21 protein-coding genes, 1 tRNA gene and 1 pseudogene are annotated in these 26,343 nt (G+C 69.3%); 13 read left to right on the top strand and 10 right to left on the bottom strand.

All coding sequences use genetic code 11. The features are described 5' to 3' along the window. Positions 1–3: 3 nt before the first annotated feature. Positions 4–657, top strand: coding sequence for an SRPBCC domain-containing protein (locus tag KYX17_RS05475; RefSeq protein WP_243225869.1), 654 nt, complete (start codon positions 4–6; stop codon positions 655–657). A gap of 47 nt (positions 658–704) precedes the next feature. Here the strand turns inward: KYX17_RS05475 and KYX17_RS05470 are convergent. Beyond that, positions 705–777, bottom strand: a tRNA-Ala gene (locus KYX17_RS05470). A 275-nt stretch (positions 778–1,052) separates the two neighbouring features. Here KYX17_RS05470 and KYX17_RS05465 point away from each other — a divergent pair. The 5 genes from KYX17_RS05465 (at position 1,053) to KYX17_RS05445 (ending at position 5,101) form a co-directional block, all read left to right on the top strand. After that, positions 1,053–1,925, top strand: a complete 873-nt coding sequence (locus KYX17_RS05465; RefSeq protein WP_243225868.1) for an alpha/beta fold hydrolase — start codon at positions 1,053–1,055, stop codon at positions 1,923–1,925. A gap of 72 nt (positions 1,926–1,997) precedes the next feature. Beyond that, positions 1,998–3,065 carry an NAD(P)-binding domain-containing protein gene (locus KYX17_RS05460; RefSeq protein ID WP_243225867.1) on the top strand — a complete coding sequence of 356 codons (1,068 nt, stop codon included), beginning with the start codon at positions 1,998–2,000 and terminating at the stop codon, positions 3,063–3,065. A gap of 56 nt (positions 3,066–3,121) precedes the next feature. Continuing rightward, positions 3,122–3,907, top strand: coding sequence for a hypothetical protein (locus tag KYX17_RS05455; protein ID WP_243225866.1), 786 nt, complete (start codon positions 3,122–3,124; stop codon positions 3,905–3,907). Beyond that, positions 3,904–4,431, top strand: coding sequence for a hypothetical protein (locus tag KYX17_RS05450; protein ID WP_243225865.1), 528 nt, complete (start codon positions 3,904–3,906; stop codon positions 4,429–4,431). The genes KYX17_RS05455 and KYX17_RS05450 overlap by 4 nt, the downstream gene beginning before the upstream one ends. 13 nt (positions 4,432–4,444) lie before the next feature. Then, positions 4,445–5,101, top strand: a complete 657-nt coding sequence (locus KYX17_RS05445) for an SDR family oxidoreductase (protein ID WP_243225864.1) — start codon at positions 4,445–4,447, stop codon at positions 5,099–5,101. A gap of 12 nt (positions 5,102–5,113) precedes the next feature. Here the strand turns inward: KYX17_RS05445 and KYX17_RS05440 are convergent, their stop codons facing one another. The 3 genes and pseudogenes from KYX17_RS05440 to KYX17_RS05430 form a co-directional block, all read right to left on the bottom strand. Next, positions 5,114–5,974 (bottom strand): 3-methyladenine DNA glycosylase, encoded by an 861-nt coding sequence (locus KYX17_RS05440; RefSeq protein WP_243225863.1) that lies wholly within the window; start codon positions 5,972–5,974, stop codon positions 5,114–5,116. Next, positions 5,974–7,002 (bottom strand): App1 family protein, encoded by a 1,029-nt coding sequence (locus KYX17_RS05435; protein WP_243225862.1) that lies wholly within the window; start codon positions 7,000–7,002, stop codon positions 5,974–5,976. The genes KYX17_RS05440 and KYX17_RS05435 overlap by 1 nt, the downstream gene beginning before the upstream one ends. A 200-nt stretch (positions 7,003–7,202) precedes the next feature. Further along, positions 7,203–7,844 (bottom strand): annotated as a pseudogene (locus KYX17_RS05430) (DedA family protein); the annotation flags it as partial. A 43-nt stretch (positions 7,845–7,887) separates the two neighbouring features. On the opposite strand from KYX17_RS05430, the gene KYX17_RS05425 reads away from it, so the two are divergent. The 5 genes from KYX17_RS05425 (at position 7,888) to holA (ending at position 15,973) form a co-directional block, all read left to right on the top strand. Continuing rightward, positions 7,888–9,228: an anthranilate synthase component I family protein gene (locus KYX17_RS05425; RefSeq protein ID WP_308220839.1), complete on the top strand. Its 1,341-nt coding sequence runs from the start codon at positions 7,888–7,890 to the stop codon at positions 9,226–9,228. A gap of 60 nt (positions 9,229–9,288) precedes the next feature. Beyond that, positions 9,289–11,859, top strand: coding sequence for a leucine--tRNA ligase (leuS, locus tag KYX17_RS05420; RefSeq protein ID WP_243225861.1), 2,571 nt, complete (start codon positions 9,289–9,291; stop codon positions 11,857–11,859). 122 nt (positions 11,860–11,981) lie between these two features. Further along, positions 11,982–12,611, top strand: coding sequence for a ComEA family DNA-binding protein (locus KYX17_RS05415; protein WP_243225860.1), 630 nt, complete (start codon positions 11,982–11,984; stop codon positions 12,609–12,611). Then, positions 12,608–14,932, top strand: coding sequence for a ComEC/Rec2 family competence protein (locus KYX17_RS05410; RefSeq protein WP_243225859.1), 2,325 nt, complete (start codon positions 12,608–12,610; stop codon positions 14,930–14,932). Before KYX17_RS05415 ends, KYX17_RS05410 begins: the two co-directional genes overlap by 4 nt. A 9-nt stretch (positions 14,933–14,941) precedes the next feature. Beyond that, on the top strand, positions 14,942–15,973 hold the full coding sequence (holA, locus tag KYX17_RS05405; RefSeq protein WP_243225858.1) for a DNA polymerase III subunit delta: 1,032 nt from the start codon (positions 14,942–14,944) through the stop codon (positions 15,971–15,973). A gap of 64 nt (positions 15,974–16,037) precedes the next feature. Here holA and rpsT read toward each other — a convergent pair whose 3' ends face one another. Then, positions 16,038–16,298 carry a 30S ribosomal protein S20 gene (rpsT, locus tag KYX17_RS05400; RefSeq protein WP_243225857.1) on the bottom strand — a complete coding sequence of 87 codons (261 nt, stop codon included), beginning with the start codon at positions 16,296–16,298 and terminating at the stop codon, positions 16,038–16,040. Positions 16,299–16,498: 200 nt separating this feature from the next. Here rpsT and KYX17_RS05395 point away from each other — a divergent pair, with 200 nt between their 5' ends. Beyond that, entirely contained in the window at positions 16,499–17,776 is a 1,278-nt protein-coding gene (locus KYX17_RS05395) for an MFS transporter (protein WP_243225855.1), read from the top strand. Here the strand turns inward: KYX17_RS05395 and KYX17_RS05390 are convergent. From KYX17_RS05390 to KYX17_RS05370, 5 genes are all read right to left on the bottom strand, one after another. Then, a complete protein-coding gene (locus tag KYX17_RS05390) occupies positions 17,703–18,449 on the bottom strand; it encodes an alpha/beta fold hydrolase (RefSeq protein WP_243225854.1) in 747 nt (248 codons plus the stop codon). The genes KYX17_RS05395 and KYX17_RS05390 overlap by 74 nt on opposite strands. A gap of 90 nt (positions 18,450–18,539) precedes the next feature. Then, a complete protein-coding gene (locus KYX17_RS05385; RefSeq protein WP_243225853.1) occupies positions 18,540–20,252 on the bottom strand; it encodes an ABC transporter family substrate-binding protein in 1,713 nt (570 codons plus the stop codon). A 168-nt stretch (positions 20,253–20,420) separates the two neighbouring features. Further along, positions 20,421–22,349 (bottom strand): ABC transporter ATP-binding protein, encoded by a 1,929-nt coding sequence (locus KYX17_RS05380; protein ID WP_243225852.1) that lies wholly within the window; start codon positions 22,347–22,349, stop codon positions 20,421–20,423. Further along, on the bottom strand, positions 22,346–23,263 hold the full coding sequence (locus tag KYX17_RS05375; protein WP_243225851.1) for an ABC transporter permease: 918 nt from the start codon (positions 23,261–23,263) through the stop codon (positions 22,346–22,348). The genes KYX17_RS05380 and KYX17_RS05375 overlap by 4 nt, the downstream gene beginning before the upstream one ends. Position 23,264: 1 nt before the next feature. Beyond that, the gene (locus KYX17_RS05370; protein WP_243225850.1) at positions 23,265–24,248 is read right to left on the bottom strand and encodes an ABC transporter permease; all 984 of its coding nucleotides are present in this window, start codon (positions 24,246–24,248) and stop codon (positions 23,265–23,267) included. Between the two features lie 240 nt (positions 24,249–24,488). Between KYX17_RS05370 and lepA the strand changes: the two genes are divergently transcribed. Beyond that, complete coding sequence (lepA, locus tag KYX17_RS05365) at positions 24,489–26,342, top strand: translation elongation factor 4 (protein ID WP_243225849.1); 1,854 nt, start codon at positions 24,489–24,491, stop codon at positions 26,340–26,342. Position 26,343: the final 1 nt, after the last annotated feature.

Genomic DNA, 26,343 nt, shown 5'->3' with positions numbered 1-26,343 from the left:
GACATGGACATTCAGAAGCAGCTCGACAGCGTCGAGCGAGAACTGCGCACGGAGGAGTTCGCCGGCGCGCCGGCCTACATCCAGAGCATCAGCCAGGCGTACTCCTCGCCGATCGAGGACGTGTGGGATGCCGTGACGACCGCGGACCGCATCGAACGGTGGTTCCTGCCGGTGTCGGGCGAGTTGCGTCAGGGCGGCCGGTACCAGTTCGAGGGGAACGCGGGAGGGCGGATCCTGGCGTGCGATCCGCCGGCGGACGGCCGGGCGGAGTACCGGGTGACATGGGAATACGGTGGCGGGGTGACGTGGCTCACCGTGCGGCTGGCAGCGGTGGAGGCCGGTGGCACCCGCCTTCGGCTCGAACACGCCGCTCACACGGCCGACGTGCCCACGGAGATGTGGGACGTGTTCGGACCAGGAGCGACCGGGGTCGGCTGGGATCAGGGTCTGTTCGGTCTCGCGCTGCACCTCGGCGCCGTGGACGGCCGCTTGGATCCCTCGGAGGCCCAGGCCTGGCAGCTCTCGGAGGAGGGCAAAGCGTTCACACGTGGCGCGGCCGAAGGGTGGGCGCGAGCGCATGTCGCCTCCGGTGCCGATCCGGCCGTCGCGGCACAGGCGGCGGACGCCACCTACGGGTTCTACACCGGGGAGCAGTGAGCGTCTCCGAAACGACGAAATCCCGCGATCTCTCGCGGGATTCTCGGTGGACCTGAGGGGACTCGAACCCCTGACCCCCTGCATGCCATGCAGGTGCGCTACCAGCTGCGCCACAGGCCCAGATGCCGCCCCGTAGAAGCCCGGGGCAACTTGAAAAGAGTACAACAGAAGCGGCCCCGTGCGCCAATCGGGCGCGGATCTCGGGTGTGTCCGGCCCTCGCCCGGCAGACACCGCTCTGCTACGGTTGCATGCATGTGCTTGGTCTTCTCACGCCTGCGCTCGGAGTAATCCGGCGCACTCCGTCGCGTTTGCCGCGACCTGTCTTACCGACCTTTCCCTGAGGCGGTCGACACGTGATGCCGATGGACCTTCCGCTCCACCGACAGGAAAGCACATGAACAACGCACCGTTCCCTTTCAGCGACCCCCGAAGCACGTTCCTTCTCGTCCACGGTTCCGGCACGAGCTCCCACATGTGGGCGCCGGTGCAACGCGAGCTGGCGCTCCTCGGGAGGCGCTCGTACGCGATCGATCTTCCGGGACACGGTCTGGAGGCGCAGTATCCGGTCGCCTATCAGGCCCCGCAGGATCTCGAAGCACTGCGGATGCATCGGTCGATCCTCGAAGACGTGACTCTCGACGACAACGTCGCCGCGCTGCTCGCGCCTGTCCGTGCGATGCGAGCGCACGGCCCGGTGATCCTCGTGGCGGCCAGCCTCGGGGGAATGACCAGCACGGTGTTCGCGAACCGTCATCCGGATCTCGTGGACGGACTCGCCTACATCTCTGCCTGGGCCTGTGCGTCGAGAGCCAATCCGATCGAGTACATGTCCGAACCCGAGTTCGCCAGGAGCCTGCTTCCGGAGCTGGCCGGCCTGAACATCGAAGTCGACTCCTCGCCCGCGGTCGGGAGAGCGAACTACCGGACGGCGGATGCGGATCTGCTGGAACGGTTGAAGGCGGCGACGATGGCGGACGTCGACGACGACCGGTTCCTGGCGTTCCTGAACCTCATGCAGCCCGACGAGTCGCTGTCCGTCATGCTCGCAAATGCCCGCATTCGGCCGGACGTCTGGGGGCGGATTCCGCACACGTTCGTGCGTCTGCTTCAGGATCGGTCGCTCCCTGTCGAGATGCAGGACCGCCTGATCCGTGAGGCCGATGCGCTCACACCGGAGAATCCGTTCCGTGTGCACTCCCTCGACACGTCGCACGCCGGCTTTCTCTTCCGCAGCGCCGAGGTCGCTCGGTTGCTGATCGGGTCGTGACCAACGGCGGAGGTTCCGGAGTCGCGGGACCTCCGCCGGAACATCCGCGGACCCGCGGGCGTTGGCCACATCGTGGGCATCTTCGACAGCATCGTGATCGGCGCGGGACAGGCAGGGCTGTCGGCGTCATATCACCTGCAACGTCTCGGCATCCGGCACCTCGTCCTGGATGCCGACAGCAAGCCCGGAGGCGCCTGGCAGCACCGCTGGGATGCCCTCACGATGACCGATGTCCACGGCGTCGCCGAACTTCCGGGCTCGACTCCGCCGCCGCGTGACGCCCAGCGCGCGAACCGGGCGGTCCCGGCATCCTTCGCCGCCTACGAGCGCCAGCACGGCCTGCCGATCGTCCGCCCCGTGCGGGTCGACCGGGTCACGGATGACGACGGCATCCTCGTCGTCCACGCCGGCGAGCGGACCTGGCGCACCCGCACGATCGTGAACGCGACCGGCACCTGGACCCACCCGTTCCTGCCGCACTACCCGGGGATGGAGACCTTCGTCGGTGAACAGTTGCACACGGTCGACTACCCGGGCCCGGAGCACTTCCGAGGCAAACGGGTGCTCATCGTCGGCGGGGGAGCGTCGGCCGTGCAGTTCCTCGGCGCGCTCGCGCCCCTCACGGACACGATCTGGGCGACCCGCCGTGAACCGGTCTGGCGCACGGACGACTTCACCCCCGAGGCCGGTGCCGCCGCCGTCGCCCTCGTCGAGCGGCGCGTGGCTCAGGGGCTTCCGCCGGAGAGCGTCGTGAGCGTCACGGGTCTCATGCTCCGGGCTCAAGAGCGCGAGGCCGAGCGGCTCGGCGCGTACGCGGCACGCCGCGCGATGTTCTCCCGGATCGAACCGGACGGCGTCCGCTGGGCGGACGGCTCCTTCGAACCCGTCGACGTGATCCTGTGGGCCACCGGTTTCCGTCCCGCCGTCTCGCATCTCGCACCTCTGCACCTGCGCAGCGCGGCCGGCGGCATCCGGCTGGAACGGAACGGCCGCGGCACCACGGCCGTAGCCGACCCCCGCGTGCAGTTGGTCGGCTACGGTCCGTCGGCCAGCACGATCGGCGCCAACCGCGCCGGACGCACCGCGGCGAAGGGCGTTCAGCGGGAGCTGGCCAGGATCGCGGAGAGCGTCCCCGGCTGAGCGGTCCTACGGGCGCATCCGTGATCGGGAGGGGCCGACGCCGATAGCCTGGAAGCGTGTTTCGGATCGTGGTTCTCATCGTCTGGCTCCTGCTCTCGGCCTGGCTGGCCATTTGGGCGGCGGAAGGCCTGTTCGGCGTCGATCAGAGCACCTCGATCCTGCCGTTCAACGACGACGGACCCGGTCCGATCCTGATCGGCGTCGCGTGGGGACTGATCCTCACGATCGGCGGCGGCGTCCTGGGCGTAGGACGCCGCTCCACGCCGCGGGGCGAGACGCGGATCGGCGTCGGCCGGATCGTGGAGGTGGCTCGCACCGGTCTGACGGTCAACGACGTCCCGCAGTACGACATCTTCGTGCGCGTGTCGCCCGTGGACGGCGAGGAGTTCGTCTCCCAGCTGCGGATGCTCGTCCCCGCCACCGATGCGAGCGCACTGCAACCGGGTTCCCCGCTTCCCGTGCGCTACAGCGCGAGCGATCACGATGCGGTCGAACTCGCCGACATCACCGACCCTCCCGTGCGCGAGGCCATGCTCGACTGGCGCATCGCGCGCGGCCTGATCGACCCGCGGCAGGTGCGTGCTCGGAAGGAGGGGCGGCAGGCCCCGGCATCCGTCCTGTCGGTGCGCCCCACCGGCAGGCGCCGCGAAGGGCAGAGCGAGCTCGCCGTCCGCCTCCTCATCACCCCGGAAGGCGAGACCGGCTGGGAGGCCGACACGACGGTGTTCGTCTATCCGGAGGCCGTCTCGCGCGTGCAGGTCGGCTCACCCGTGTGGGCGCGGTATCTCCGCGACGATCCGCACACCGTCGCCCTGACGATCGAAGAGGAGGCCGCGCGATGAACCTCATGGACACGCTCGTGTGGCTGGTGAACTTCCCCGTGACCCACGGGTACGCAATGGTGTTCATCGCGGGATTCGCGATGCTGGGCCTGCTCTCGCAGGCGACTCGGCCCATCGGAGCACGTTCCCGGCTCTCGACGATCCGCGCGCGGGAAGGCCTCGTGGAATCGGGTTCGGACCGGCGTTCCCGCGTCGTCATCGCCCGCCTCCAGCGCCTCTTCTTCCGCGTGCTCGCCGTCGTGATGGGTGCTGGCCTCGTCCTGGGCATCCTGGGTCTGATCGGCGTCCCGGTGACCTCGGCGTACATCCACGACAACGGCCAGCCGGCCGTCGCGACCGTCGACGGCGACTGGGTGAGGTTCACCACGGCGACGGGCGTGGAGTACACGCTGCCGAACGACTTCTTCACGCCGTCGATGTACCCCGACCGGGACGCCTGGGTGCCCTCAGGCGACATCGTCGTCCGGTACCTGCCTTCGCATCCGCAGGCCTACGTCATCGACACCGAGCAGCTTCCCGATTAGCATCAGAGGCCTCATGTCCCGCATCCTCGTCTTCGGCGGTCACGGCCGCATCGCCCTCCTGCTCGCTCCGCTGCTGGTCGCCCACGGCGACGAGGTCACCGCGGTGATCCGCAATCCCGCCCACGCCGACGAGGTCGCCGCCACGGGCGCGACCCCCGTCGTCTCGGACGTGGAGACAGCGGATGCCGCGACCCTCGCCTCGCTCATCGCCGGCCACGATGCGGTCGTGTGGTCGGCCGGGGCGGGCGGCGGCGATCCGCGCCGCACATACGCAGTGGACCGCGACGCCGCGATCCGAAGCATGGAAGCGGCCGCGTCCGCCGAGGTGCGGCGTTACGTCATGGTGTCGTGGATCGGATCCGCGGCCGATCACGGCGTGGATCCGGAGAGCAGCTTCTTCGCCTACGCGGATGCGAAATGGGCGGCCGACGCGCACCTGGCGCACACGGACCTGGACTGGACGATCCTGGGTCCGGGCACGCTGACCTTCGACCCGCCCACCGGTCTCATCCAGGTGGACGAGTCGGGGCGCGGATCGGTGGCCAGGGCGGACGTCGCCGCCGTCATCGCCCGGACGCTCGCGGAGCCCGCCACGATCGGGAAGACGATCCGGTTCGGCAACGGTCTGGACGGCACGCCGGCACCGATCGCCGAGGCGCTGCGGGGCTGAGACGCCGGCGGGTCAGACCGGGTCCGCACCCAGCCAGGCCGTCAGGATCCGCTCGCGCAGCACGTTCCCGCGTTCGGCGAATCCGCGCTGGCGGCGCACGTACTCGCTCTTGCCCTCCGGGGTCTCGATGCGCACCGGCGCGATGCCCCAGTCGCTCAGGTCGTAGGGCGCGGCCTGCATGTCGAGCTCCCGGATGTCGCGGGCGAGCTCGAAGCAGTCCAGGAGCAGCTCACCCGGCACGAGGGGGCCGAGCTTCATCGCCCACTTGTAGACGTCCATGCCGGCGTGCAGACAGCCGGGCTGCTCGGCATCCGGCTGGTCCGCCCGCGTAAGCGGAGTGCGGTTGCGCGGGACGGCCTCCGGCGTGAAGAACCGGAAGGCGTCGAAGTGCGTGCACCGCAGTTCGTGCGCGTCGACGACCGCATCCGTCCCGTCCTGGCCGAGCCGCAGCGGAACCGCATGCCGGTGCTCGTCCGCGCGATACACCATCGCCCATTCGTGCAGCCCGAAGCAGCCGAACTGACCGGGCCGTGCGGCGGTGCGCCGCAGCATCCGCTCCACCAGGGCTGCCAACGGCGCCTTCTCGACGGCGAACAGGCCCGCATCCGGCACCGCGGAGCCCGGGGAGCTTCCGGGGGAATACCAGCGCCAGCTCAGACGCTCGGACGCGTCCGCGAGTTCGACACCCGCGCCGGGATGCCAGCGCCGCAGGTGCGACGGCCGGTAGCTGTAGTACGTGAACAGGAAGTCCTCGACCGGATGCTTCTCGCCGCGCGCGGCGCGGTCCCGGTGGGCGGCCGTGAGCGCATCCGCCCGATCCCGGTGCGCCTGCTCGCGTGCGCGCCATTCGGCCGTGTGGAGCGCTGCGGACATCAGTGCAGGATCCCCACCTCGCCGAGTCGCTCGCGCAGCCCGGCGCCGTCGGAGGCCGACACCCACGGCGCCGCATCCTCGGAGTGGTCGTCCACAGGCGCACGTCCGCCGGCGAGCATGGCCTCGGTGGTGGAGAGCAGGCGGATCGCGACACCGGCGACGGATTCCGGATGCTCCTGCTGGAACTGCGTGTAGATCGCCTCGTCGTGCTGGCCGTCGTCGCCGATCAGCAGCCAGCGCATGGTCGGGAACTCCGCGGCCAGGCGTCGCAGGTTGGTGAGCTTGTGCTCGCGGCCGCTGCGGAACCAGCGGTCGTGCGTCGGCCCCCAGTCCGTGAGCAGCATGGATCCGGCCGGGAACAGATGGCGGCTGAGGAACCGGGTCAACGTGGGGGCGATGTTCCACGCCCCGGTCGACAGGTAGATCATCGGGCACCCGGGGTGCTGGCGCATGATCTGCTCCAGGAGCACCGCCATGCCCGGAACCGGAAGGCGGGCGTGCTCGTCGACGACGAACGAGTTCCACGCGGCGATGAACGGCCGGGGGAGCGCGGTGACCATGACGGTGTCGTCCACGTCGCAGATGACGCCGAAATCGACGCTCTCGTCGACGATGAAGACGGTGCCCTCGACGGGCGGCTGGCCTTCGACCGACATCGTGATCCGCTGCCAGCCCGGTTCCAGGTCCGCCTGGATCACGGTGTCGACGACCCCGCCGCGATCCGCCGCGACGATCTGCGTGCGATCGCCGATCGTGATCTCCACGTTCGAGAAGCCGACCGGGATGCCGACGAAGCTGCGCCAGCCGCGGATGCCGGCGAACTCGCCGTTCGCCTTCCGCCGTTGCGGGGGGACGATGAGCACGCGGCCCACCACGCGGACCCAGCCGGCACCGCCGTATCCGGGGAAGGGCAGGATCGACGCCGTGCGGCCGCGCTTGCGTGCGCGCCCTTCGCGCCACACGTGGAAGCGGTGCTCCAGGCGGGCGAACCAGTGGATCCTGGCCGGGACGGCGGACTGATCGGGCATCCCCCTCAGTCTTTCATGGGCTGACCCGTGCTCCGTTCGGGTTTCTTCCCGGTTCCGTTCAGGGGCCGGCCCGTGCTCCGTTCGGGATTCTTCCCGGTTCCGTCTGTGGCCCGGCCAGTGCTCGTGTCGGCCTTGTTCGCGGTCGCGTCCCCGGTCTGGCCCATGCTCCCACTCTCCTCGGCGGCCGACACCGCGCCGGCGGGGTGCGCGTGCATGTGCCGCGCCTCCCACGCTCCCAGCGCCTTCTTCCCCAGCAGCACCACGATCAGGAAGACGACGATGACGCCGACGAAGATGTAGCCGGCGAAGTGCACGCGGTCGACGAGCTCGCGGAAACTGCCCGCCGCCAGCGAGGTGACGCTCACGTACGCCGCGGCCCACAGGATGCACGCCGGAGCCGTCCAGGCCAGGAATCGCCGGTAGGAGTATCCGCTCATCCCCACCGTCAGCGGCACCAGCGAGTGCAGGACGGGAAGGAACCGCGACAGGAAGATCGCGAGTCCGCCGCGACGGCGCAGGTAGATCTCCGCCCGCACCCAGTGCGCCTCGCCGATCCGCCGCCCGAGCCAGGAGTGCCGGATGTGCGGACCGAGCCATCGGCCGAGGGCGAACCCGATGCTCTCGCCGATGAGGGCTCCGATGACGACCGCGACGCCCAGCGCGATGCCCTCGGGGACGCTCGTGACCCCCATGGAGGCGATGATGACGATGGTGTCGCCGGGGACGATGAGCCCGATGAGGATGCTGGTCTCCAGCAGCACGGCGACGCCCGCGATCAACGTGCGCGCGACCGGATCGACCGACTGCACGGCATCGAGCAGCCACAGCAGGAAGTCGTCCACGTTGACGAGGATACGCCGAGGCTCCCGGCCCTACGCTGGGAGCGTGCCGCACATCCCCGCCCTCGACGCCCGCGCGCTGTCGGTCGTCGCCGCGCCGGTCGACCTGTTCCCCGGGCTCGAAGCGGGCGGCGGGGACGTCTTCTGGCTGGACGCCGGGGCGGACGCGCGGCAGGGCTGGAGCATCCTCGGAACCGGGACGACGGAGACGGATGCCGCGGCTGCGGTGTCCGTCCGGATCGACGCGGTGCCCGCGCGCGACGACGTCCGCCCGCCTTTTCTCGGCGGATGGGTCGGCTGGCAGGACTACGAATCCGGCGCAGCTGCGGCCGGCGCGCCGACGGCAGGGGGCGAAATCGGCCGGGGCGGTGCCTGGATGCGCGTACAGCGGGCGATCGCGTACGACCACGCCGACGACGTCCTGTGGGCCCTCGCCCCAGCCGATGATCTGGATGCCTGGGCCGCCGAGGTCGAGCGCCGCTGCACCGCGGCATCCGGATCCGTGCACGGACCGACCGCCGCCATCGACCGGATGCCGGCGCCGACGGCCCTGGCGCGGCACAGCCCCGACGAGTACGCCGCGCTCATCGAACGATGCCGCGAAGAGATCCGGGCGGGATCCGCGTACCAGCTGTGCCTGACGACCAGGTTCGAGGTCCCGGGTGTGCACGACGCAGTCGCGGTCTATCTGCGACTGCGCGCCGCGACGCCCGCGCACCACGGCGGGTTCCTCCGGATCGGCGGCCGCGTCCTGCTGAGCGCGAGTCCCGAGCAGTTCCTCTTGACCGACCGCGGGCGCGTCATCACACGGCCGATCAAGGGCACGCGCCCCCGCTCGGCGGACCCGGGGGAGGACGCCGCCCTCGCGGTCGAGCTGCTCGAGAGCGCGAAGGAACGCGCCGAGAACGTGATGATCGTCGATCTCATGCGCAACGACCTGTCGCAGGTGTGCGCGCCCGGCACGATCCGGGTCGAGGGGCTGTGGGAGGTCGAGAGCTATCCGGCCGTGCACCAGCTGGTGAGCACGGTGAGCGGGGAACCGGCCCCGCACACGACCGTCGGGGTGCTGCTCGATGCGGCCTTCCCCGCGGGGAGCATGACGGGGGCGCCGAAGCTCTCCGCGATGACGATCCTGTGCGGGCTCGAAGACGCTCCGCGCGGTGTGTACAGCGGATGCTTCGGATACGTGGGTCTGGACGGCGCTCTGGATCTCGCCATGGTGATCCGCAGCATCCTCATCGACCGCGAGGGGGCGTACGTCGGCGCCGGCGGCGGCATCACGTGGGGGTCGGAGCCCCGGTCCGAGGTCGCCGAGGTCGCGATCAAGGCACGCGCCCCGCTGGCGGCCTTGGGGGCGCGGCTGCCCGAAGCCTGGCTCGGCGGATGATCCGATAACCTGGAACTTCGCGATTCCGCGCTCCCTGCTTTCCAGATTGGCCGTTCGCTCTTGTCCGAGAACACGTTTGAAGAAGCATCCGCTCTGCCCTCGCCGCACGCCCTCCAGGCGAAGTGGCAGAACTACTGGGCCGAGAACCAGACGTTCCTCGCCGGCGACCACGACGACACGCGTCCGCGCAAGTACGTGCTGGCGATGTTCCCATACCCCTCCGGCGACCTGCACATGGGTCACGCCGAGAACTACCTCTACTCCGACATCGTCGCGCGCTTCTGGCGTCACCGCGGGCACAACGTCCTGAACCCGATCGGGTGGGACTCCTTCGGGCTGCCCGCCGAGAACGCCGCCATCCGTCGCGGAGCCGATCCCCGCGAATGGACCTACAAGAACATCGCGCAGCAGAAGGCCGGCTTCGAGCAGTACGGCGTCTCGTTCGACTGGTCGCGGGTGCTGCACACCTCCGACCCGGACTACTACCGCTGGAACCAGTGGCTGTTCCTGAAGATGCACGAGCGGGGACTCGCGTATCGCAAGAAGAGCCCGGTGAACTGGTGCCCGAACGATCAGACCGTGCTCGCGAACGAACAGGTCGTCGACGGGCGCTGCGAGCGCTGCGGCGCCGAGGTCGTGAAGAAGAAGCTCACGCAGTGGTACTTCAAGATCACCGACTACGCCGACCGTCTGCTGGACGACCTCAACCAGCTCGAGGGCTTCTGGCCGCACAAGGTGCTGCAGATGCAGCGCAACTGGATCGGCCGATCCGTCGGCGCAGACATCGACTTCGTCATCGAAGGACGCTCCGAACCGGTGACGGTGTTCTCGACGCGCCCCGACACGCTGCACGGAGCGACCTTCTTCGTCGTGGCGCCCGATTCGGACCTCGCGTCCGAGATCGCCGCGGAGGCACCGGCCGACGTGCGTCAGCGCTTCGCCGACTACCTGGCCGAGGTGCAGAAGACCACCGACATCGACCGTCAGTCCACGGACCGCCCCAAGACCGGCGTTTTCCTGGAGCGCTACGCGATCAACCCCGTCAACGGCGAGAAGCTGCCGATCTGGGCAGCGGACTACGTGCTCGCCGACTACGGCCACGGCGCGGTCATGGCTGTTCCCGCGCACGATCAGCGAGACCTGGACTTCGCCCGCGCTTTCGATCTGCCGGTCAAGGTCGTCGTGGACACGACCGCACCGGTGACCGGTGCCATGCCTGTGATCGAGGTCGACGAGGACGGCGTCCCGATCGACACCCTGCCGAGCCTCGACGAACAGCACCCTTCGGTCACGGGCACAGCACTGACCGGCGAGGGCCGCCTGATCAACTCGGGTGAGCTGAACGGCCTGTCCAAGCGGAACGCGATCGCGCGGACGATCGAGAAGCTCGAGGCTGCCGGCACCGGCCGTGCGGCGAAGAACTATCGCCTGCGCGACTGGCTGATCTCGCGTCAGCGCTTCTGGGGGACGCCGATCCCCATGCTGCACGCCGAGGACGGGCGCATCATCCCGGTCCCCGAGGACCAGCTGCCCGTGCGCCTGCCCAGCGTCGAGGGGCTGGATCTGTCGCCCAAGGGCGCGTCGCCTCTGGGCGCCGCGGAGAGCTGGGTGCGCACGACCGACCCGGCGACGGGCGACCCGGTGCTGCGCGATCCCGACACCATGGACACGTTCGTCGACAGCTCCTGGTACTTCCTCCGCTTCCTGTCTCCGGGAAACGATGAGGTCGCCTTCGAGCCCGCCGAGGCCGACCGCTGGGCGCCGGTGGACAGCTACATCGGGGGCGTGGAGCACGCGATCCTGCACCTGCTGTATGCACGCTTCATCACGAAGGTGCTGTTCGACATGGGCCTGATCGACTTCACCGAGCCGTTCTCGAGCCTCATCAATCAGGGCATGGTGATCCTCGACGGCGCGAAGATGTCGAAGTCGAAGGGCAACCTCGTCCTGTTCCAGGAGGAGCTGGACGCGCACGGCGCCGACGCGCTGCGTGTCGGTCTGGCGTTCGCCGGACCCGTCGAGGACGACAAGGACTGGGCGGATGTCTCCACGACCGGCGCTCAGAAGTTCCTGGCGCGTGCGCTGCGCATCGCGCACGAGGTCGAGAGCCCGGTCGACGTGATCTTCGCCGGCGGCGACGGCGCGCTCCGCCGCGGCACGCACCGTCTGCTGGCGGATGCGCCCGCGTTGGTGGAGCAGACCAAGTTCAACGTCCTCGTCGCGCGGCTGATGGAGCTCGTGAACCTCACGCGCAAGACGATCGACTCCGGCGGCGGTGCCGCGGACCCGGCCGTGCGCGAAGCGGCGGAGACCATCGCCGTCATGCTCGACCTCATCGCCCCGCACACGGCGGAGGAGATGTGGGAGCTGCTCGGCCACGAGCCCTCCGTCGGTCTCGTTCCGTGGCGGTCGGCGGACCCCGCGCTGCTCGTGGAGGACACGATCACCGCGGTGGTGCAGGTCGGCGGAAAGGTCCGTGCGCAACTGGAGGTGTCGGCCAAGATCGGCGCCGAGGAACTCGAGGCGCTCGCGCGCGCGGATGAGCGCGTGATCCGCGCGATCGGCGACAAGGAGATCGTGAAGGTCGTCGTGCGGGCTCCGAAGATCGTCAGCATCGTCGTCAAGGGCTGAGCGAACCTGCCGCGGGTGCGCCGGCGGCACTCGTCCTGCACCGGGGACACCGACGCCCGGGTTCTCCCCGGGTGCCGGCTGAGGGCGGTCCCTGCCCGCTCGCGCGTGCGTAGCGTGGCGGCGTGCCCGAGGAATCCGAACCGCCACCGGCGCGCCGTCCGGCGCGAGGACGCCTCGGCGTCGGTGCGGCCGTGGTGCTCGGACTCGTCGTGGTCTCCGGCGCCGTGGGCCTCGGCATCCTCCGAGGGCAGGCTGCACCCTCGCAGGTGGTCGATGTCGCGGACGCCGGGCACGCGACCGTCGCACCCGGCGAGGTGTACGTGCACGTGCTGGGTGAGGTCGCGCATCCGGGGCTGTACCTGCTGGAGCAGGGCGCCAGGGTGGCCGACGCCCTCGCCGCAGCGGGCGGGACGACGGACGACGCAGATCTGGGCGCCGTGAACCTCGCGCGACTGCTCGCGGACGGAGAGCAGATCCTCGTTCCTCGAATCGGCGCGGCGGGGGAGACCTCGCCGCCCGCCGGCTCCGGCAACGGCAACGGCAACGGCAACGGCACCGGTGGTCTGATCGATCTCAACACGGCCGATCAGACCGCGCTGGAGACCCTGCCGAGGATCGGGCCGGCCCTCGCGGAGCGCATCATCCAGTGGCGCGACGAGAACGGCCGCTTCGCCTCCGTGGACGATCTCCTCGCCGTGCCGGGCATCGGGGAGAAGCTCCTCGCCGGGCTGCGTGACAAGGTGCGGGTATGACCCATCGGGATCTGCGGCTGGTCCCGGTCGCCCTCGGGGCGTGGGCGACCGCGCTGGGCTGCGTCTTCCTGCCCGGCGCCGCCTGGCCGTGGTGCGCTGCCGCGGCGGTCGGCTCGATCCTGCTCGTCGTGGCGGGTTCGCGGGGTGTCCGCTGGGCGCCTCTGGCGGCGCTGGTGTGCGCGGTCGGGGCGGCGGTCGCCCTCTCCTGCGCCCTGGCGACGCCGTCCCGGGAGGCGGTCCAGGAGCTGGACGGACGCGTCGTCGCGGTCGTGGCCGACATCAGCTCGTCCTCGTCGACGGGCGCCGACGGACGGCTCTGGTTCGATGCGCAGACCGTGCTGATCGGTCCGCCGGACGCGCCGGAAACGACGTCGGTACCCATCCGGATCGGTGTGGACGGGCTGGACGGCGCCGATCTCGGGGCTCGGGTGCGCATCGTCGGTGAGGCGATGGCGACGGATGCCGCGGAGAGGGCGGCTCTCGTCGCCTTCGCGAGTTCCGCCGAGGTGGTGACACCGGCCGCGGGCGTCTTCGCGGTCGCCGCCGCGACGCGTGCGGACTTCGTCGAGCGTGCCGTCCGACTGCCCGAGCCGGGAGCGGGGCTCCTGCCCGGACTCGCGGTCGGGGACACGCGCGCCGTGTCGCCGGAGCTCGATGCGGCGATGCTCACGAGCGGTCTGTCGCACCTCACCGCGGTCTCCGGCGCCAACTGCGCCATCGTGGTCGGGGCGGCCTTCTTCGTCGTGGCGCTGTGCGGTGGCGGTCGTCTGCTGCGCGTCGTCGTGGCGCTCTCCGCGCTCGGGGCGTTCGTCGTGCTGGTGACACCCGAACCCAGTGTGATCCGTGCGGCGACCATGGCGGGGCTGGCGATGCTCACGGTGGTGCTCGGCCACCCGAGCGCCGGCGTGAGCGTGCTGTGCCTCGCGGTGACCGGCATCCTGATCGCCGATCCGTCGCTCTCCGCGACGCCCGGATTCGCACTGTCCGCGGCGGCCACGGCCGCTCTGATCCTGCTGGCTCCGCCCCTCGCACGCGGCCTCGAGCGGTGGCTGCCGCATCCGCTCGCGCTGGCCCTCGCGATCCCGGTGGCCGCCCAGTTGGCCTGCGGTCCGATCATCGCGCTGTTCGCCGAACAGCAGTCGCTCGTCGGGATCGTCGCGAACATGGTCGCCGCTCCGGCTGCTCCCATCGCCACCGTCATCGGGCTGCTCGCCTGCCTGGCCGCGCCGCTGCCGGCGCTGGCGGACCTGCTCGCGGCATCCGCCTGGCTCCCCGCCGCCTGGATCGCCGCGACCGCGACCACCACAGCTGCGCTGCCCGGCGCGGAGGTGCTCGTGGTGCCCGGAGTGTTCACGGCTCTGCTCGTCCTCGTCGTGAGCGCGGCCGTCGCCGTCGTGCTCTGGCGGCGCCGCACGGGCGCATCCCCTCCGCGGCTCCTGCGACGCGCAGCGGGCGGTGTCCTGGCGCTCGTCCTGGCGCTGGGCGGCGCTCGCGTGGCGCTGGACGGACCCCTCGCCGCCGTGCAGACCCCGGCCGGATGGTCGATCGCGGCGTGCGATGTGGGGCAGGGAGATGCGCTCGTGGTGCGCTCCGCGGATCGGATCGCCCTGATCGACACCGGTCCCGAGCCCGACCCGCTCACTCGCTGTCTGGGGGCGCTCGGTGTCGACCGCGTCGATCTCCTCGTGCTCACGCACTTCGATCTGGACCACGCCGGCGGTGCGCGGGCTCTGATCGGGCGGGTGTCGACCGTGCTGCACGGTCCGGTCGGCGAGCAGGCCGACGGGCAGCTGCTCGCCCGGTTCGAGGCCGCCGGCGCCGAACTCGTCGAGGCCGCCGCCGGACAGCGCGGCTCACTCGGCGATGCACAGTGGAGGGTTCTCTGGCCCCGCGGAGGGCAGGCGGCCTTTCCGGCGGGGAACGACGCGAGCGTCGTGTGGGAGATCGCAGGTCACGACGTGCCGCGCAGCCTGTTCCTCGGCGACCTGTCCGCGACTCCGCAGCGGCTGCTCGCGGCATCCGGGATGCTCGACCCGCCGTACACCGTGGTCAAGGTCGCCCACCACGGCAGCGCGGATCAGGACACGGAGCTCTATGCGATGCTGGAGCCGTCCGTCGCGATCTTCAGCTCGGGAGCCGACAACGACTACGGCCACCCGCGACAGGAGACGCTGGACCTCCTGGCTGCGACGGGCGCCGTGTCCGTCCGCACCGACCGGCAGGGACGCGTCCTGCTGGGGACGCGAGACGAGGATCTGGTCGTCTGGACCGAGCGGTCCGCCGACGTCGGATCCGGGATCGGTGTCGGCGACCCCGGGTAGGCTGGCTGCATGGCAGCTGCTCGCACCCCCGCACGCAAGGCGGCGCCGAAGATCCCGCAGGTTTCCTGGCGAGACCCGCGTCCCGCACCGGTGGTGCTGGTGTCCGGCCCCGAGGAGGTCTGCGCCGAGAGAGCGATCGCCGGCATCCGCGACTATCTGCGCGCGGAGGATCCGGCGCTCGAGGTCAGCGACGTCCGCGCCGACGACTACGCAGCCGGCACGCTGCTGGCACTCACTTCGCCGTCGCTGTTCGGCGAGCCGCGCCTGGTGCGCGTCTCCGGCGTGGAGAAGTGCTCGGACGCGTTCCTCCAGGAGGCCGTCTCGTACCTCGACAACCCGCAGGAAGGCGCCACCGTTGTCCTGCGGCACAGCGGGGCGAGCGTTCGGGGCAAGAAGCTGCTGGACGCGTTGCGCGCGGGAACCGGGGGCGGCATCGAGATCGCGTGCCCGGCGGTCAAGCGGGACTCCGACCGGTTCGACTTCGCGGCGGGGGAGTTCAAGGCGGCCGGCAAGCGCATCCAGCCGCAGGCGCTGCGGGCGCTGGTTTCGGCGTTCGCCGACGACCTCACCGAACTGGCCGCAGCCTGTCAGCAGCTCATCAACGACGTCGACGGGGACATCACCGAGGACGTCGTCACCCGCTACTACGGCGGCCGGGTCGAGGTGTCGGCGTTCGTCGTCGCCGACACGGCGATCGCCGGGCGATACGGCGAGGCGCTGGTCGCGCTCCGGCATGCGCTGGCCTCCGGCGCCGATCCCGTGCCGATGGTCGCGGCGTTCGCGATGAAGCTGCGCACCATGGCCAGGGTCGCCGGCATCCGCGGATCGAGCCGGGAGATCGCGTCCCGGCTGGGCATGAAGGACTGGCAGATCGATCGAGCCCGACGGGACCTCTCCGGGTGGAACGAGCGGACCCTGGGGCTGGCGATCCAGGCGACGGCCCGGGCGGATGCCGAGGTGAAGGGCGCAGCGCGCGACCCGATCTTCGCTCTCGAGCGCATGGTCACGGTCATCGCGACGCGGGCTCCGTTCGCGGAGTAGCGAGTTCGCAGATGAGGAAAGCCCGCCCCGGTACGGGACGGGCTTTCAGAGGCGGAAGCGCGGCTCAGAGAGCGGCGACCTGCTTGGCGATGGCCGACTTGCGGTTCGCCGCCTGGTTCTCGTGGATGACGCCCTTGCTGACGGCCTTGTCGAGCTTCGTGGTCGCCTTCTTCAGCGCGGCCTGCGCAGCGGCCTTGTCGCCGGCGGCGACGGCCTCGCGGGTCTGGCGGACGAGGGTCTTGAGCTCGGACTTGACGGCCTTGTCGCGAGCCGTCGCCTTCTCGTTGGTCTTGATGCGCTTGATCTGCGACTTGATGTTTGCCACGCGTGGAAGCTTTCGTTCAGGGATGGGATTGGGATGTGCCGGGAGCAGTAGAGGGGCTGCCGTCCGGCGATCGTGAGGGGTTCACCCACACGCAAGCCAAGAAGCAAGCTTACCAGGTCCACGGCGAAGCCTTGCGCAATGCTGGTGCTGGACGCGCCGGATAGGGCATGCTGAGCGCTATCGACCCGAAGGAGCCGCCGATGACGGACGCCTCATCCGGCCGGGGCCCACGCGTCGGCGGCCGCTGGCTCACGATGTTCGCGCTCGCGTGGCTGGCCGTGTGGACGGTCCAGCTGACTCCGGTGCAGCTGCTGCTTCCGCTGCAGCTCGACACGCCGGGCGGAAGCCGGGACTGGATCGGCGGCGTCGTCTGGTCGGGCCTCATCCTCTCGGTCGGCGGTCTCGCCGGTGTGATCGCCGGGCCCGTGGCCGGGATGCTGTCCGATCGCACGTCCTCACGTTGGGGCCGGCGTCGCCCGTGGACGATCGGGGGATCAGTCCTGACCGCGGGATCCCTCGTCCTCGCCGGGGCCGCAGACGGGCCGCCGGCGGTCGGTGCGGCGTGGATCGGCGTGTCCGTCGGCATCGCCGTGGTGTCGGCCGCGTTGACGGCGCTGATCGCCGACCAGGTCGAGCAGCAGCGGGGGACCGCCTCGGCCGTCGTCAGCTCGGCGCAGGCGGTCGGCATCGTCGTCGGCGTCGGCGCCGTCGTGCTGCTCGGTCTCGGCATCGCCGAGAGCTACCTCGTGCTCGCCAGCTTCATCCTCGTCGTCGGCATCGCGGCGGCCGTCCTGCTGCCGGACCCGCCCGCCTCCCGGTCTGCCCTGGCGGACGCCGCCGCGACGCGCGCCGCGGGGAGGGACCGCTGGGGCGTGCTGCGCCGACGCGACTTCTCGCTGCTGCTGATCGGGCGCCTGATGGTGAACATCGGCAACGCCCTCGGAACGGCGCTTCTGCTGTTCTTCCTGTTGTACGGCATCGGCTCTCCCTCCGAGACCGCGGAAGACGAGCTGCTGCTGCTGATCGTCGTCTACACGGTCTTCGTCGTGGCGGCCTCCCTCGTCGCCGGCGCGATCTCCGACCGCACGGGTCGGCGACGAGTGATCGTCGTCGTCGCGGGACTCGTGCAGGCGCTGTCGGCAGCGCTGATCCTGATCATGCCGACCCTGGTCGGCACCGCGGTCGCGGCGGCCTTCATGGGCGTCGGCTACGGCGCGTACATGGCCGTCAGTCTGGCGCTGGCCACCGACCTGCTGCCGGACGATCGCGACAGCGCACGCGATCTCGGTATGGTGAACGTGTCCGCGAACCTCGGTCAGCTGCTGGGGCCGCTGATCGGCGCGGGGCTCGTCGCCCTCGTCGGAGCGTTCTGGCTGCTGTTCCTCGTCGCCGGCATCCTGTCGGTCATCGGGTCGGTCCTGACGCCGGCTGCGCGTCCCGTTCGAGCGTCGCTGTCGCCAGGTCCAGCAGCGCGTTGAACACGCGCGGACGCATCGCGGTCACGAGGTGCGAGGTCCGCGGCACGACGACGAGCTCGGACTGCGGCGTCAGGCGCTGGAACAGCCGCTCGTGCACCCGCAGCTGATCGAACTGACCGTTGATCCACCACAGCGGGATGCGGATGCGGGGGAGCGCCGCGGCGAGATCCAGCGCTGAGAGGCTGCCCAGGGCGATGTCCTGCGCGTCCAGCGCATAGCCGCCGGCCTCGAAATCCGCACGCGTGTCCAGCGGCAGGGTCGCCGCGAGCACTCGTCCGCTCAGCCACAGGCCGCGATCGGGAAGCGCGTCGAAGCGCTGGGCGAGGAACCGGTAGGTCGCGAGGGCGGCGCCGCGGGGGAGCGCGGTGCAGGAGGCGCCGATGAAACCTGCCACGGGCGGAGGATCCTCCTGGCCGGCGTACGCGACCGAGAGCAGCCCGCCCATCGAGTGCCCGACCAGCAGGACGGGCGCGTCCGCGGCGGCCGTCCGCACAGCGCGGTCGATCGTGGCGAAGGCCTCGGTCAGCGTGAACGGCTCGTCGATGCGCGTTCCGTGCCCGGGCAGATCCACGGCCTCGGCCTCGACCCGGCGGGAGGCGAGGTGCGCGAGCTGCCCGCGCCACATCGTGCGCGACGTGCGGATGCCGTGGACGAGGACGACGCGGGGCTTCACGGTGCCAGCATAGGCACGCCCTCGCGGAAAAGCGGAAGCGGGGCCGGTGGCGAACCACCGACCCCGCTCTCACAGGTGCAGAAGAAGTGCTTACTTCTCCCAGCCCACGTTCTCGACCGGCAGCACGCCGAACAGGTCGAGGCCGACGTAGCTCTCGGGGGTCAGGTTGGCCAGACCCTCCTTGGCGGTCACGATGAACGGACCGTTGTACATCGGGATGATGCCCCACGACTGGAAGATCTCGGTCTCGAGCTCCATCGCGGCAGCCGTCTGCTCCTCGGCCGTCGGCAGCGACTCGACCTCGGAGTGGATGCGCTCATCCATCTCCGGGGTGCCGGTGCCCGACAGGTTCAGACCGCTGTCCGAGCAGTACAGCTGGCAGAACCAGGCCGCACCGAACGGGTCGGAGGAGGTGAAGGCCAGGAACATCATGTCCCAGTTCTTCGAGGTGTAGTCGTCCGAGAAGTCGGCCGACGGGCGGATCTCCAGCTGGACGTCGAAGCCGACCTCGTTGAGCTGCTGCTGGATGACCTTGCCGCGGTTCTCGACCGTGGCGCTGTCGCCGTGCACAGGGAAGACGACGGTGAGCTTCTCGCCGTCCTTCTCGCGCACGCCGTCCTCGCCCTCGACCCAGCCGGCCTCGTCGAGCAGCTCCTTGGCCTTCTCGACGTTGCCGTCCTCACGGCCGGTCTCAGCGAGAGCGTCCACGTAGCCGGGCTGGAACGAGAACAGAGTGAGCGAGCCTGCGGGCTCCTCGGTGTAGTCGAGGCCGTTCCAGACGACCTCCTTGACCTGCTCGCGGTTCAGCGCGGTGAACAGCGCCTCGCGGACCTTGACGTCCGAGAGGTTGGGCTTCTCGGAGTCGACCTCGAGCAGCGCGGTCGCGGTCGACTGCGCGCGGTACGTGACGACGCCCTCCATGTCGGCGACCTGCGCGAGCGAGTCGGCGCTCTGGGTCTCGACCTGGTCGATCTCACCGTTCTTGAAGGCGTTGATCGCGGCCGTGGTGTCGAGCTGACGCCACGTCACCTTGTCGAGCAGCGGCGCGTTGCCCCACCACTCCGGGTTCGGCTCGAGAGTGACCTCGCCGCCGTTGAGGTCGAAGTCGGTGACCGTGTAGGGACCGGCACCGTACTGCGGGTTCAGGTTGTCGATGAACGCCTCGTTGAAGACGGCCGGGTCCGCCAGCGCCGGGTGCACGATTCCGGTGAGGAACGGCATCTCGGGCCACGCGAAGATGCCGTCGAACGTCACGATGGCGGTCTTCGGGGTGTCGCCCTGCTCGACCGAGGTGATGGACTTGTATCCGTCGGTCGCGTTCGGGGTGAAGCCCTCGTCGTAGGAGCGGTTGGCGAGCCACGTGGCCTCGATGGACTTCCAGTCCATGTCGGTGCCGTCGTTCCAGTGCGCCTCTTCCGTGAACGTGAAGGTGATCTGCGTGTTGCCGTCGACCTCCTCGATCTTCCACTCGTCGAGGTAGGCGTCGTTCTTGTACGGCGTACCGTCGACGTCCTGCAGCATGACCTGCGGCATGTACCAGGCCGCGATGCGCGCGGTGTTCGACGAGCCGTCGCCGTGGAACGCGTTCAGCTGCGTGGGGATGTCGCTGATCGGGAAGATGACCTCGCCACCCTCCTGCAGGTTCTCGCGGGGCTGGGGGTTGTAGTCCGCGCCCGTGACGGTGCTGGCTCCGTCGCCTTCGCCTTCTCCGCCGTTGTTGCCGGAGTCGGACGCACACCCGGCCAATGCGAGTGCGAGGGCTCCGCTGAACGCGATCGCCCCCATCAGCTTGTGCTGCTTCATGGTGCTCCTTTCGCCTTTCGGCGTGTCATAAAGGCGAGAATAGTTCGCCGGTCGCACAAAAGGGGCGCCGCGAAAGTGAATCCCGCCTAACTGTTATCGGACGGTGACCGACCGTTACCGGCTGGTAACAATCGGGCACCGTCCGATGGAGGAAAACGCGTTCCGGACTCAGACCGTGGCGGCCTCGGTCTGCATCGTCTCCGGGTTGAATACGAGCCTCTGACGCGTGCGCTCGATGTCCGGATCCGGCACCGGGATGGCCGACAGCAGGGCCTTCGTGTAGGGGTGCTGAGGGTTGTCGAACACCTCGTCGACGTCCCCGTGCTCGACGAAGTCGCCGAGGTACATCACCGCGACACGGTCGGCGATGTGGCGGACGACCGACAGGTCGTGGGCGACGAACAGGTACGACAGCCCGAGCTTCACCTTCAGATCGTCGAGCAGGTTGATCACACCGGCCTGGATCGAGACGTCCAGGGCCGACACCGGCTCGTCGAGCACCACGATCTTCGGGTTGGTCGACAGCGCGCGGGCGATGCCGATGCGCTGCCGCTGACCGCCGGAGAAGGCCTGCGGGAAGCGGTCGCTGTGCGTGGGGTCGAGACCGACGAGGTCCATCAGCTCGTCCACGCGGGCGTGCGCCTCGTCCTTGGGCGTCCCGATCGCGAGCAACGGCTCGGCGATCACGTCCGCCACCGTCATGCGCGGGTCCAGGGCGCCCATCGGGTCCTGGAAGACGATCTGGATGTCGCGTCGGACGCGGCGCTCGATCTTGCGGCTCGTGATGTCGTTGACGCTCGTGCCGTTGATCACGATGTCGCCGTCCTGCTGCTTGATCAGATCCATGATCTGCAGCAGGGTCGTCGTCTTGCCGCTGCCGGATTCGCCGACGATCGCCATCGTCTCGCCCTCGCGGACGTCGAAGCTGATGCCCTTGACCGCGTGGACCTCGCCGACCTTGCGCTTGAAGAGCGCGCCCTTCATGAGCGGGAAGGTCTTGGTCATGTTCTTCACGTCGAGCGTGATCGGGCGCTGCTCGCGCGGAGTGCGGGTCAGGTCGCTCTCGGGGATCTCGCGCACCGGGTAGACGGGCAGGCCGCCCAGCATCCCGTCGTCGTCGATCTCGTGCGCGCGGATGCACGCGGCCTGGTGACGGACGCCGGGCTCGGCGGACACGTCGAGCAGCGGGGGTTCGCCGTCGCGGCACGCGTCGATCGCGATGGGGCAGCGGTCGGCGAACGGGCAGGCGTCCGGCAGGTTGATCAGGAGCGGGGGATTGCCCTTGATCGGGGTCAGCGGCTCCTTCTCGGCCTTGTCGACCCGGGGGATCGCGCCGAGCAGGCCGATGGAGTACGGCATCCGCGTGCGATGGAACAGCTCACCCACCGGAGCGTGCTCGACCGGCTTGCCGGCGTACATGACCATGACGTCGTCGGCCGTGCGGGCGACGACTCCCATGTCATGGGTGATCATGATGACGGCAGCGCCCGTCTCCTGCTGTGCCTTGCCGATCAGGTCCAGGATCTGCGCCTGGATCGTGACGTCGAGCGCCGTGGTCGGCTCGTCCGCGATGATCAGCTTCGGGTTGTTCGCCATCGCGATGGCGATGACGACGCGCTGACGCATTCCGCCGGAGAACTCGTGGGGGAAGGCCTTCATGCGCTTCTCGGGCTGCGTGATGCCCACCAGGCGCAGCAGCTCGAGCGAGCGGTCCCACGCCTCCTTCTTCGACAGGTTGCGGTGAACCGTGAGCGCCTCGATCAGCTGATCGCCGATCGTGAACACCGGCGTGAGCGAGGTAAGGGGATCCTGGAAGACCATGGACAGGCCGTTGCCGCGGATCGCGGACAGCTGCTTGTCGCTCTGGCCGATCAGCTCCTGGCCGTCGAAGATGATCGAGCCGCCGACGCGGGCGTTCTCGTCGAGCAGGCCCATGATCGCGAGCGACGTGACGGACTTCCCGGAGCCGGACTCGCCGACGATGCTGAGGGTCTTTCCCGCTTCGAGGTCGAAGGAGACGCCGCGGACGGCGTCGACGCGCCCCGCCTCGGAGGGGAAGCTGACGGTGAGGTCGCGGACGGAGAGAACAGTGCTCATGCGCGGCCTCCTGCCGCCGAGGTGGGATCGAGGGCGTCGCGCAGACCATCGGCGATGAGCGCCATCGAGACGGTCAGCAGCGTCAGGGCCGCGGCGGGGAAGTAGAACAGCCAGGGGGCGCTCGTGATCGTGCCCGCGCCGGAGCCGATCAGCGATCCCAGCGACACGTCCGGCGCCTTCACGCCGAAGCCGAGGAACGACAGGCCGGTCTCGGTCATGACCGCGGTCACGAGGCCGAGGGTGAAGTTCACCACGAGCAGCGAGCCGATGTTGGGCAGCATGTGCCGCAGCACGATCTTCATTCCGCCGATGCCGGCGTACCGCGCGGCGTGGATGTACTCCCGCTCGCGCAGGGAGAGCGACAGCGTCCAGATCACGCGGGCCGGGAAGAACCAGCCCGTGAGGATCATGATGACCGAGATGACCCGCCAGTCGCCGCCGGCGCTGTTGGAGATCATCGCCAGCAGGAGGAACGTCGGCACCACCATGAGGAAGTGGATGACCAGCAGGGTGGCCCGCTCGACGAAACCGCCGAAGTACGCCGCCGCCGCGCCGACGACCGCGGACAGCACGACCGTCCCGATCGACACCGTGAGCGCGATCATGAGCGAGCGCTGCAGGCCGACCGCGACCTGGGCGAACGTGTCGTTGCCCGCGCCGTTCGTGCCGAACCAGTGCTCGGAGGACGGCGGGGTGGTGATGTTGAGGAAGTCGCTCTCGATGTGGTCCCACTGCGCGATGAGGGGCCCGACGATCGCGAACACCACCAGGACGGCGAACACGATGATGCCGCCGACCGCGGGCTTGTTGCGCAGGAACCGCTTGGTGTAGAGCTCCATCTTGGACATCCGCTTGCGCGGCGTCCGGCGGGTGGTCGTCTCTTCGACCGTGTCGTTGATGATCTCCGTGGTCATGTCAGCTCACCCGCACTCGAGGATCGAGGATCACGACGGCGATGTCGGCGAGCATGGCGCCGATGGCCGTCATCAGGGCTCCGAAGGCGGCGATCGCCACGGTGCCGTGGATGTCGTTGGTGGACAGCGTCTGCATGAAGTACTGCCCCATGCCCTTCCACGCGAAGATCGACTCCGTCAGGATCGCGCCGGTGAATGCCGCGGGGATCATGAACGCGACCTGCGTGGTCACGGGGATCAGCGAGGTGCGCAGCGCGTGCTTGCGGACGGCCTGCGCCTTCGTGAGGCCCTTGGCGCGCGCGGTGCGGACGTAGTCGGCCTTGATGTTGTCGAGCAGAAGGGAGCGCTGCAGGAAGTGGATCGAGGCGTAGCCGGTGATCACGAGCGCCGTGACCGGCAGGATCATGTGTTGCAAGCTGTCTATGATCACCGGGAAGAACCCGGTCACCCCCGATGATGAGGAGCCGGTGACGTAGAACACCGTCGTGCCGACCCAGCGGTTGAAGCTGATCGCCAGCAGCACGAGAGCGAGCGCCGCGACGACGACGGGGATGTTCAGGGTGATGATCGAGGTCGCCTGTCCGATTCGGTCGGCGAGCTTGTACTGGCGGGACGCGGTGTAGACGCCGAGGGCGATGCCCAGGATCGTCATGATGAGGATCGCGCCGAGCACGAGCTGCCCGCTGACCCAGACGCGGTAGGACAGCTGACCGTTGACGGACTGCCCGACCGGGCTCTCGCCCCAGTCCCAGCGGAAGATGATGCCCGAGAACCAGTTCCACCAGCGCTCGTACAGCGGCATCTCGTCGCTGAGGTTGCGCGGATAGAGCGAGTTGTAGATCTGCTCCTCCGTCGCCGGTGGACGCCGCCCGACGTAGTTGCTTCGCGGATCGAGGTACGCCCAGGCCAGGAAATAGGTCAGGTTGGTCGCGACCACGATCATGAGCAGCCAGCCCAGGATTCGGCGCAGGAGATACTTGATCAAGGTGTCGAGTCTTTCTCTATTACAGCCGCGCGCGGGATCTTCCGACGCAACGCTGGGTCGGGATGATATTCAAGCACCATCCGCAGTCTTGCGCGATGCAACACCGCCACGAGGTCTGTTACGGAGTCGTATCGCCCGTGGGACTCAGTGTCACTGAGACGAACAGGGCAACTTCGCGAGACTATCACTGGTTTCGGGGAATCGGGGATTAGGGGCTCCTGACCGTAGAATCGTCGAGACATGTCACCACGCGCTCTCACTCCGCTCTCGCCTGCCGCGACGCCGCCCGCGCAGATCCGGAACTTCTGCATCATCGCCCACATCGATCACGGCAAGTCGACGCTCGCCGACCGGATGCTCCAGATCACCGGAGTCGTCGCCGAGCGCGACATGCGCGCCCAGTACCTGGACCGCATGGACATCGAGCGCGAGCGCGGCATCACGATCAAGAGCCAGGCCGTGCGGATGCCGTGGCAGCTGGGGTCGGAGACCTTCGCGCTGAACATGATCGACACCCCCGGCCACGTGGACTTCACCTATGAGGTGTCCCGGTCGCTGGCCGCCTGCGAGGGGGCGATCCTGCTCGTCGACGCCGCGCAGGGCATCGAGGCGCAGACGCTCGCCAATCTGTACCTGGCGCTGGAGAACGACCTCCACATCATCCCGGTCCTGAACAAGATCGACCTTCCCGCCGCCGACCCCGACAAGTACGCGAAGGAGCTCGCCTCACTGATCGGCGGAGACCCGGACGACGTGCTGCGGGTCTCCGGCAAGACGGGTGCGGGCGTCGAGGACCTGCTCGACCGGCTCGTGCAGGAGATCCCCGCTCCGGTCGGGGATGCCGAGGCCCCCGCCAGGGCCATGATCTTCGACTCGGTCTACGACGCCTACCGCGGCGTCGTCACGTACGTCCGGATGGTCGACGGCAAGCTGAGCCCGCGTGAGCGGATCCAGATGATGTCGACGGGCGCGCATCACGAGCTGCTGGAGATCGGCGTATCCAGCCCCGAGCCGATCCCGTCCAAGGGGCTCGGCGTCGGCGAAGTGGGCTATCTCATCACCGGGGTGAAGGACGTCCGCCAGTCCAAGGTCGGCGACACGGTCACGACGGCGCGCAAGCCGGCGTCCGAACCGCTCGCCGGCTACACGGACCCGAAGCCCATGGTGTTCTCGGGCATCTATCCGATCGACGGCAGCGATTACGCGGAACTGCGCGAGGCGCTGGACAAACTGAAGCTGTCGGATGCCTCGCTGCAGTACGAGCCGGAGACCTCCGTCGCCCTCGGCTTCGGCTTCCGCTGCGGATTCCTCGGGCTGCTGCACCTGGAGATCATCACCGAGCGGCTCTCGCGGGAGTTCGGCCTCGACCTGATCACGACTGCGCCCAGCGTCATCTACGAGGTGCTCACCAGCGACACCGGCGAGACCGTCATCGTGACCAACCCGAGCGAATACCCGGACGGGCGCATCGGCTCGGTCTCGGAGCCGATGGTGAAGGCCGCGATTCTGCTGCCGAAGGACTACGTCGGCACCGTGATGGAGCTCTGCCAGTCCCGCCGCGGGTCGCTGCTCGGGATGGAGTACTTCTCCGAGGAGCGCGTCGAGCTGCGCTACAACATGCCGCTCGGTGAGATCGTCTTCGACTTCTTCGACCAGCTGAAGTCGAAGACGCAGGGCTATGCCTCGCTGGACTACGAGCCGTCTGGCCAGCAGGAGGCGGACCTCGTGAAGGTCGACATCCTCCTGCAGGGCGAGAAGGTCGACGCGTTCAGCTCGATCGTGCACCGCGACAAGGCGTACGCCTACGGCACGATGATGGCCGAGCGGCTGCGCAAGCTCATCCCGCGTCAGCAGTTCGAGGTGCCGATCCAGGCCGCGATCGGGGCGCGCATCATCGCGCGCGAGACCATCCGCGCGATCCGCAAGGACGTGCTCGCCAAGTGCTACGGCGGTGACATCACGCGCAAGCGCAAGCTGCTCGAGAAGCAGAAGGAGGGCAAGAAGCGCATGAAGATGGTCGGCCGCGTCGAGGTCCCGCAGGAGGCGTTCATCGCCGCCCTGAGCGGGGACGTCGAGGGCAAGGACAAGAAGTAGC

It is taken from the genome of Microbacterium sp. CIAB417, assembly GCF_022788845.1.
Note: the sequence above shows the minus strand (reverse complement) of the source record. Positions and strands in the feature narration are given on the sequence as shown.

What these genes read in the sequence shown, in the direction of transcription:
- KYX17_RS05475 (WP_243225869.1), top strand. Translation starts at nt 4, where the DNA reads ATGGACATTCAGAAGCAGCTCGACAGCGTCGAGCGAGAACTGCGCACG.
- KYX17_RS05465 (WP_243225868.1), top strand. Translation starts at nt 1,053, where the DNA reads ATGAACAACGCACCGTTCCCTTTCAGCGACCCCCGAAGCACGTTCCTT.
- KYX17_RS05450 (WP_243225865.1), top strand. Translation starts at nt 3,904, where the DNA reads ATGAACCTCATGGACACGCTCGTGTGGCTGGTGAACTTCCCCGTGACC.
- KYX17_RS05445 (WP_243225864.1), top strand. Translation starts at nt 4,445, where the DNA reads ATGTCCCGCATCCTCGTCTTCGGCGGTCACGGCCGCATCGCCCTCCTG.
- KYX17_RS05440 (WP_243225863.1), bottom strand. Translation starts at nt 5,974, where the DNA reads ATGTCCGCAGCGCTCCACACGGCCGAATGGCGCGCACGCGAGCAGGCG.
- KYX17_RS05435 (WP_243225862.1), bottom strand. Translation starts at nt 7,002, where the DNA reads ATGCCCGATCAGTCCGCCGTCCCGGCCAGGATCCACTGGTTCGCCCGC.
- KYX17_RS05410 (WP_243225859.1), top strand. Translation starts at nt 12,608, where the DNA reads ATGACCCATCGGGATCTGCGGCTGGTCCCGGTCGCCCTCGGGGCGTGG.
- holA (WP_243225858.1), top strand. Translation starts at nt 14,942, where the DNA reads ATGGCAGCTGCTCGCACCCCCGCACGCAAGGCGGCGCCGAAGATCCCG.
- KYX17_RS05395 (WP_243225855.1), top strand. Translation starts at nt 16,499, where the DNA reads ATGACGGACGCCTCATCCGGCCGGGGCCCACGCGTCGGCGGCCGCTGG.
- KYX17_RS05385 (WP_243225853.1), bottom strand. Translation starts at nt 20,252, where the DNA reads ATGAAGCAGCACAAGCTGATGGGGGCGATCGCGTTCAGCGGAGCCCTC.
- KYX17_RS05380 (WP_243225852.1), bottom strand. Translation starts at nt 22,349, where the DNA reads ATGAGCACTGTTCTCTCCGTCCGCGACCTCACCGTCAGCTTCCCCTCC.
- KYX17_RS05375 (WP_243225851.1), bottom strand. Translation starts at nt 23,263, where the DNA reads ATGACCACGGAGATCATCAACGACACGGTCGAAGAGACGACCACCCGC.
- lepA (WP_243225849.1), top strand. Translation starts at nt 24,489, where the DNA reads ATGTCACCACGCGCTCTCACTCCGCTCTCGCCTGCCGCGACGCCGCCC.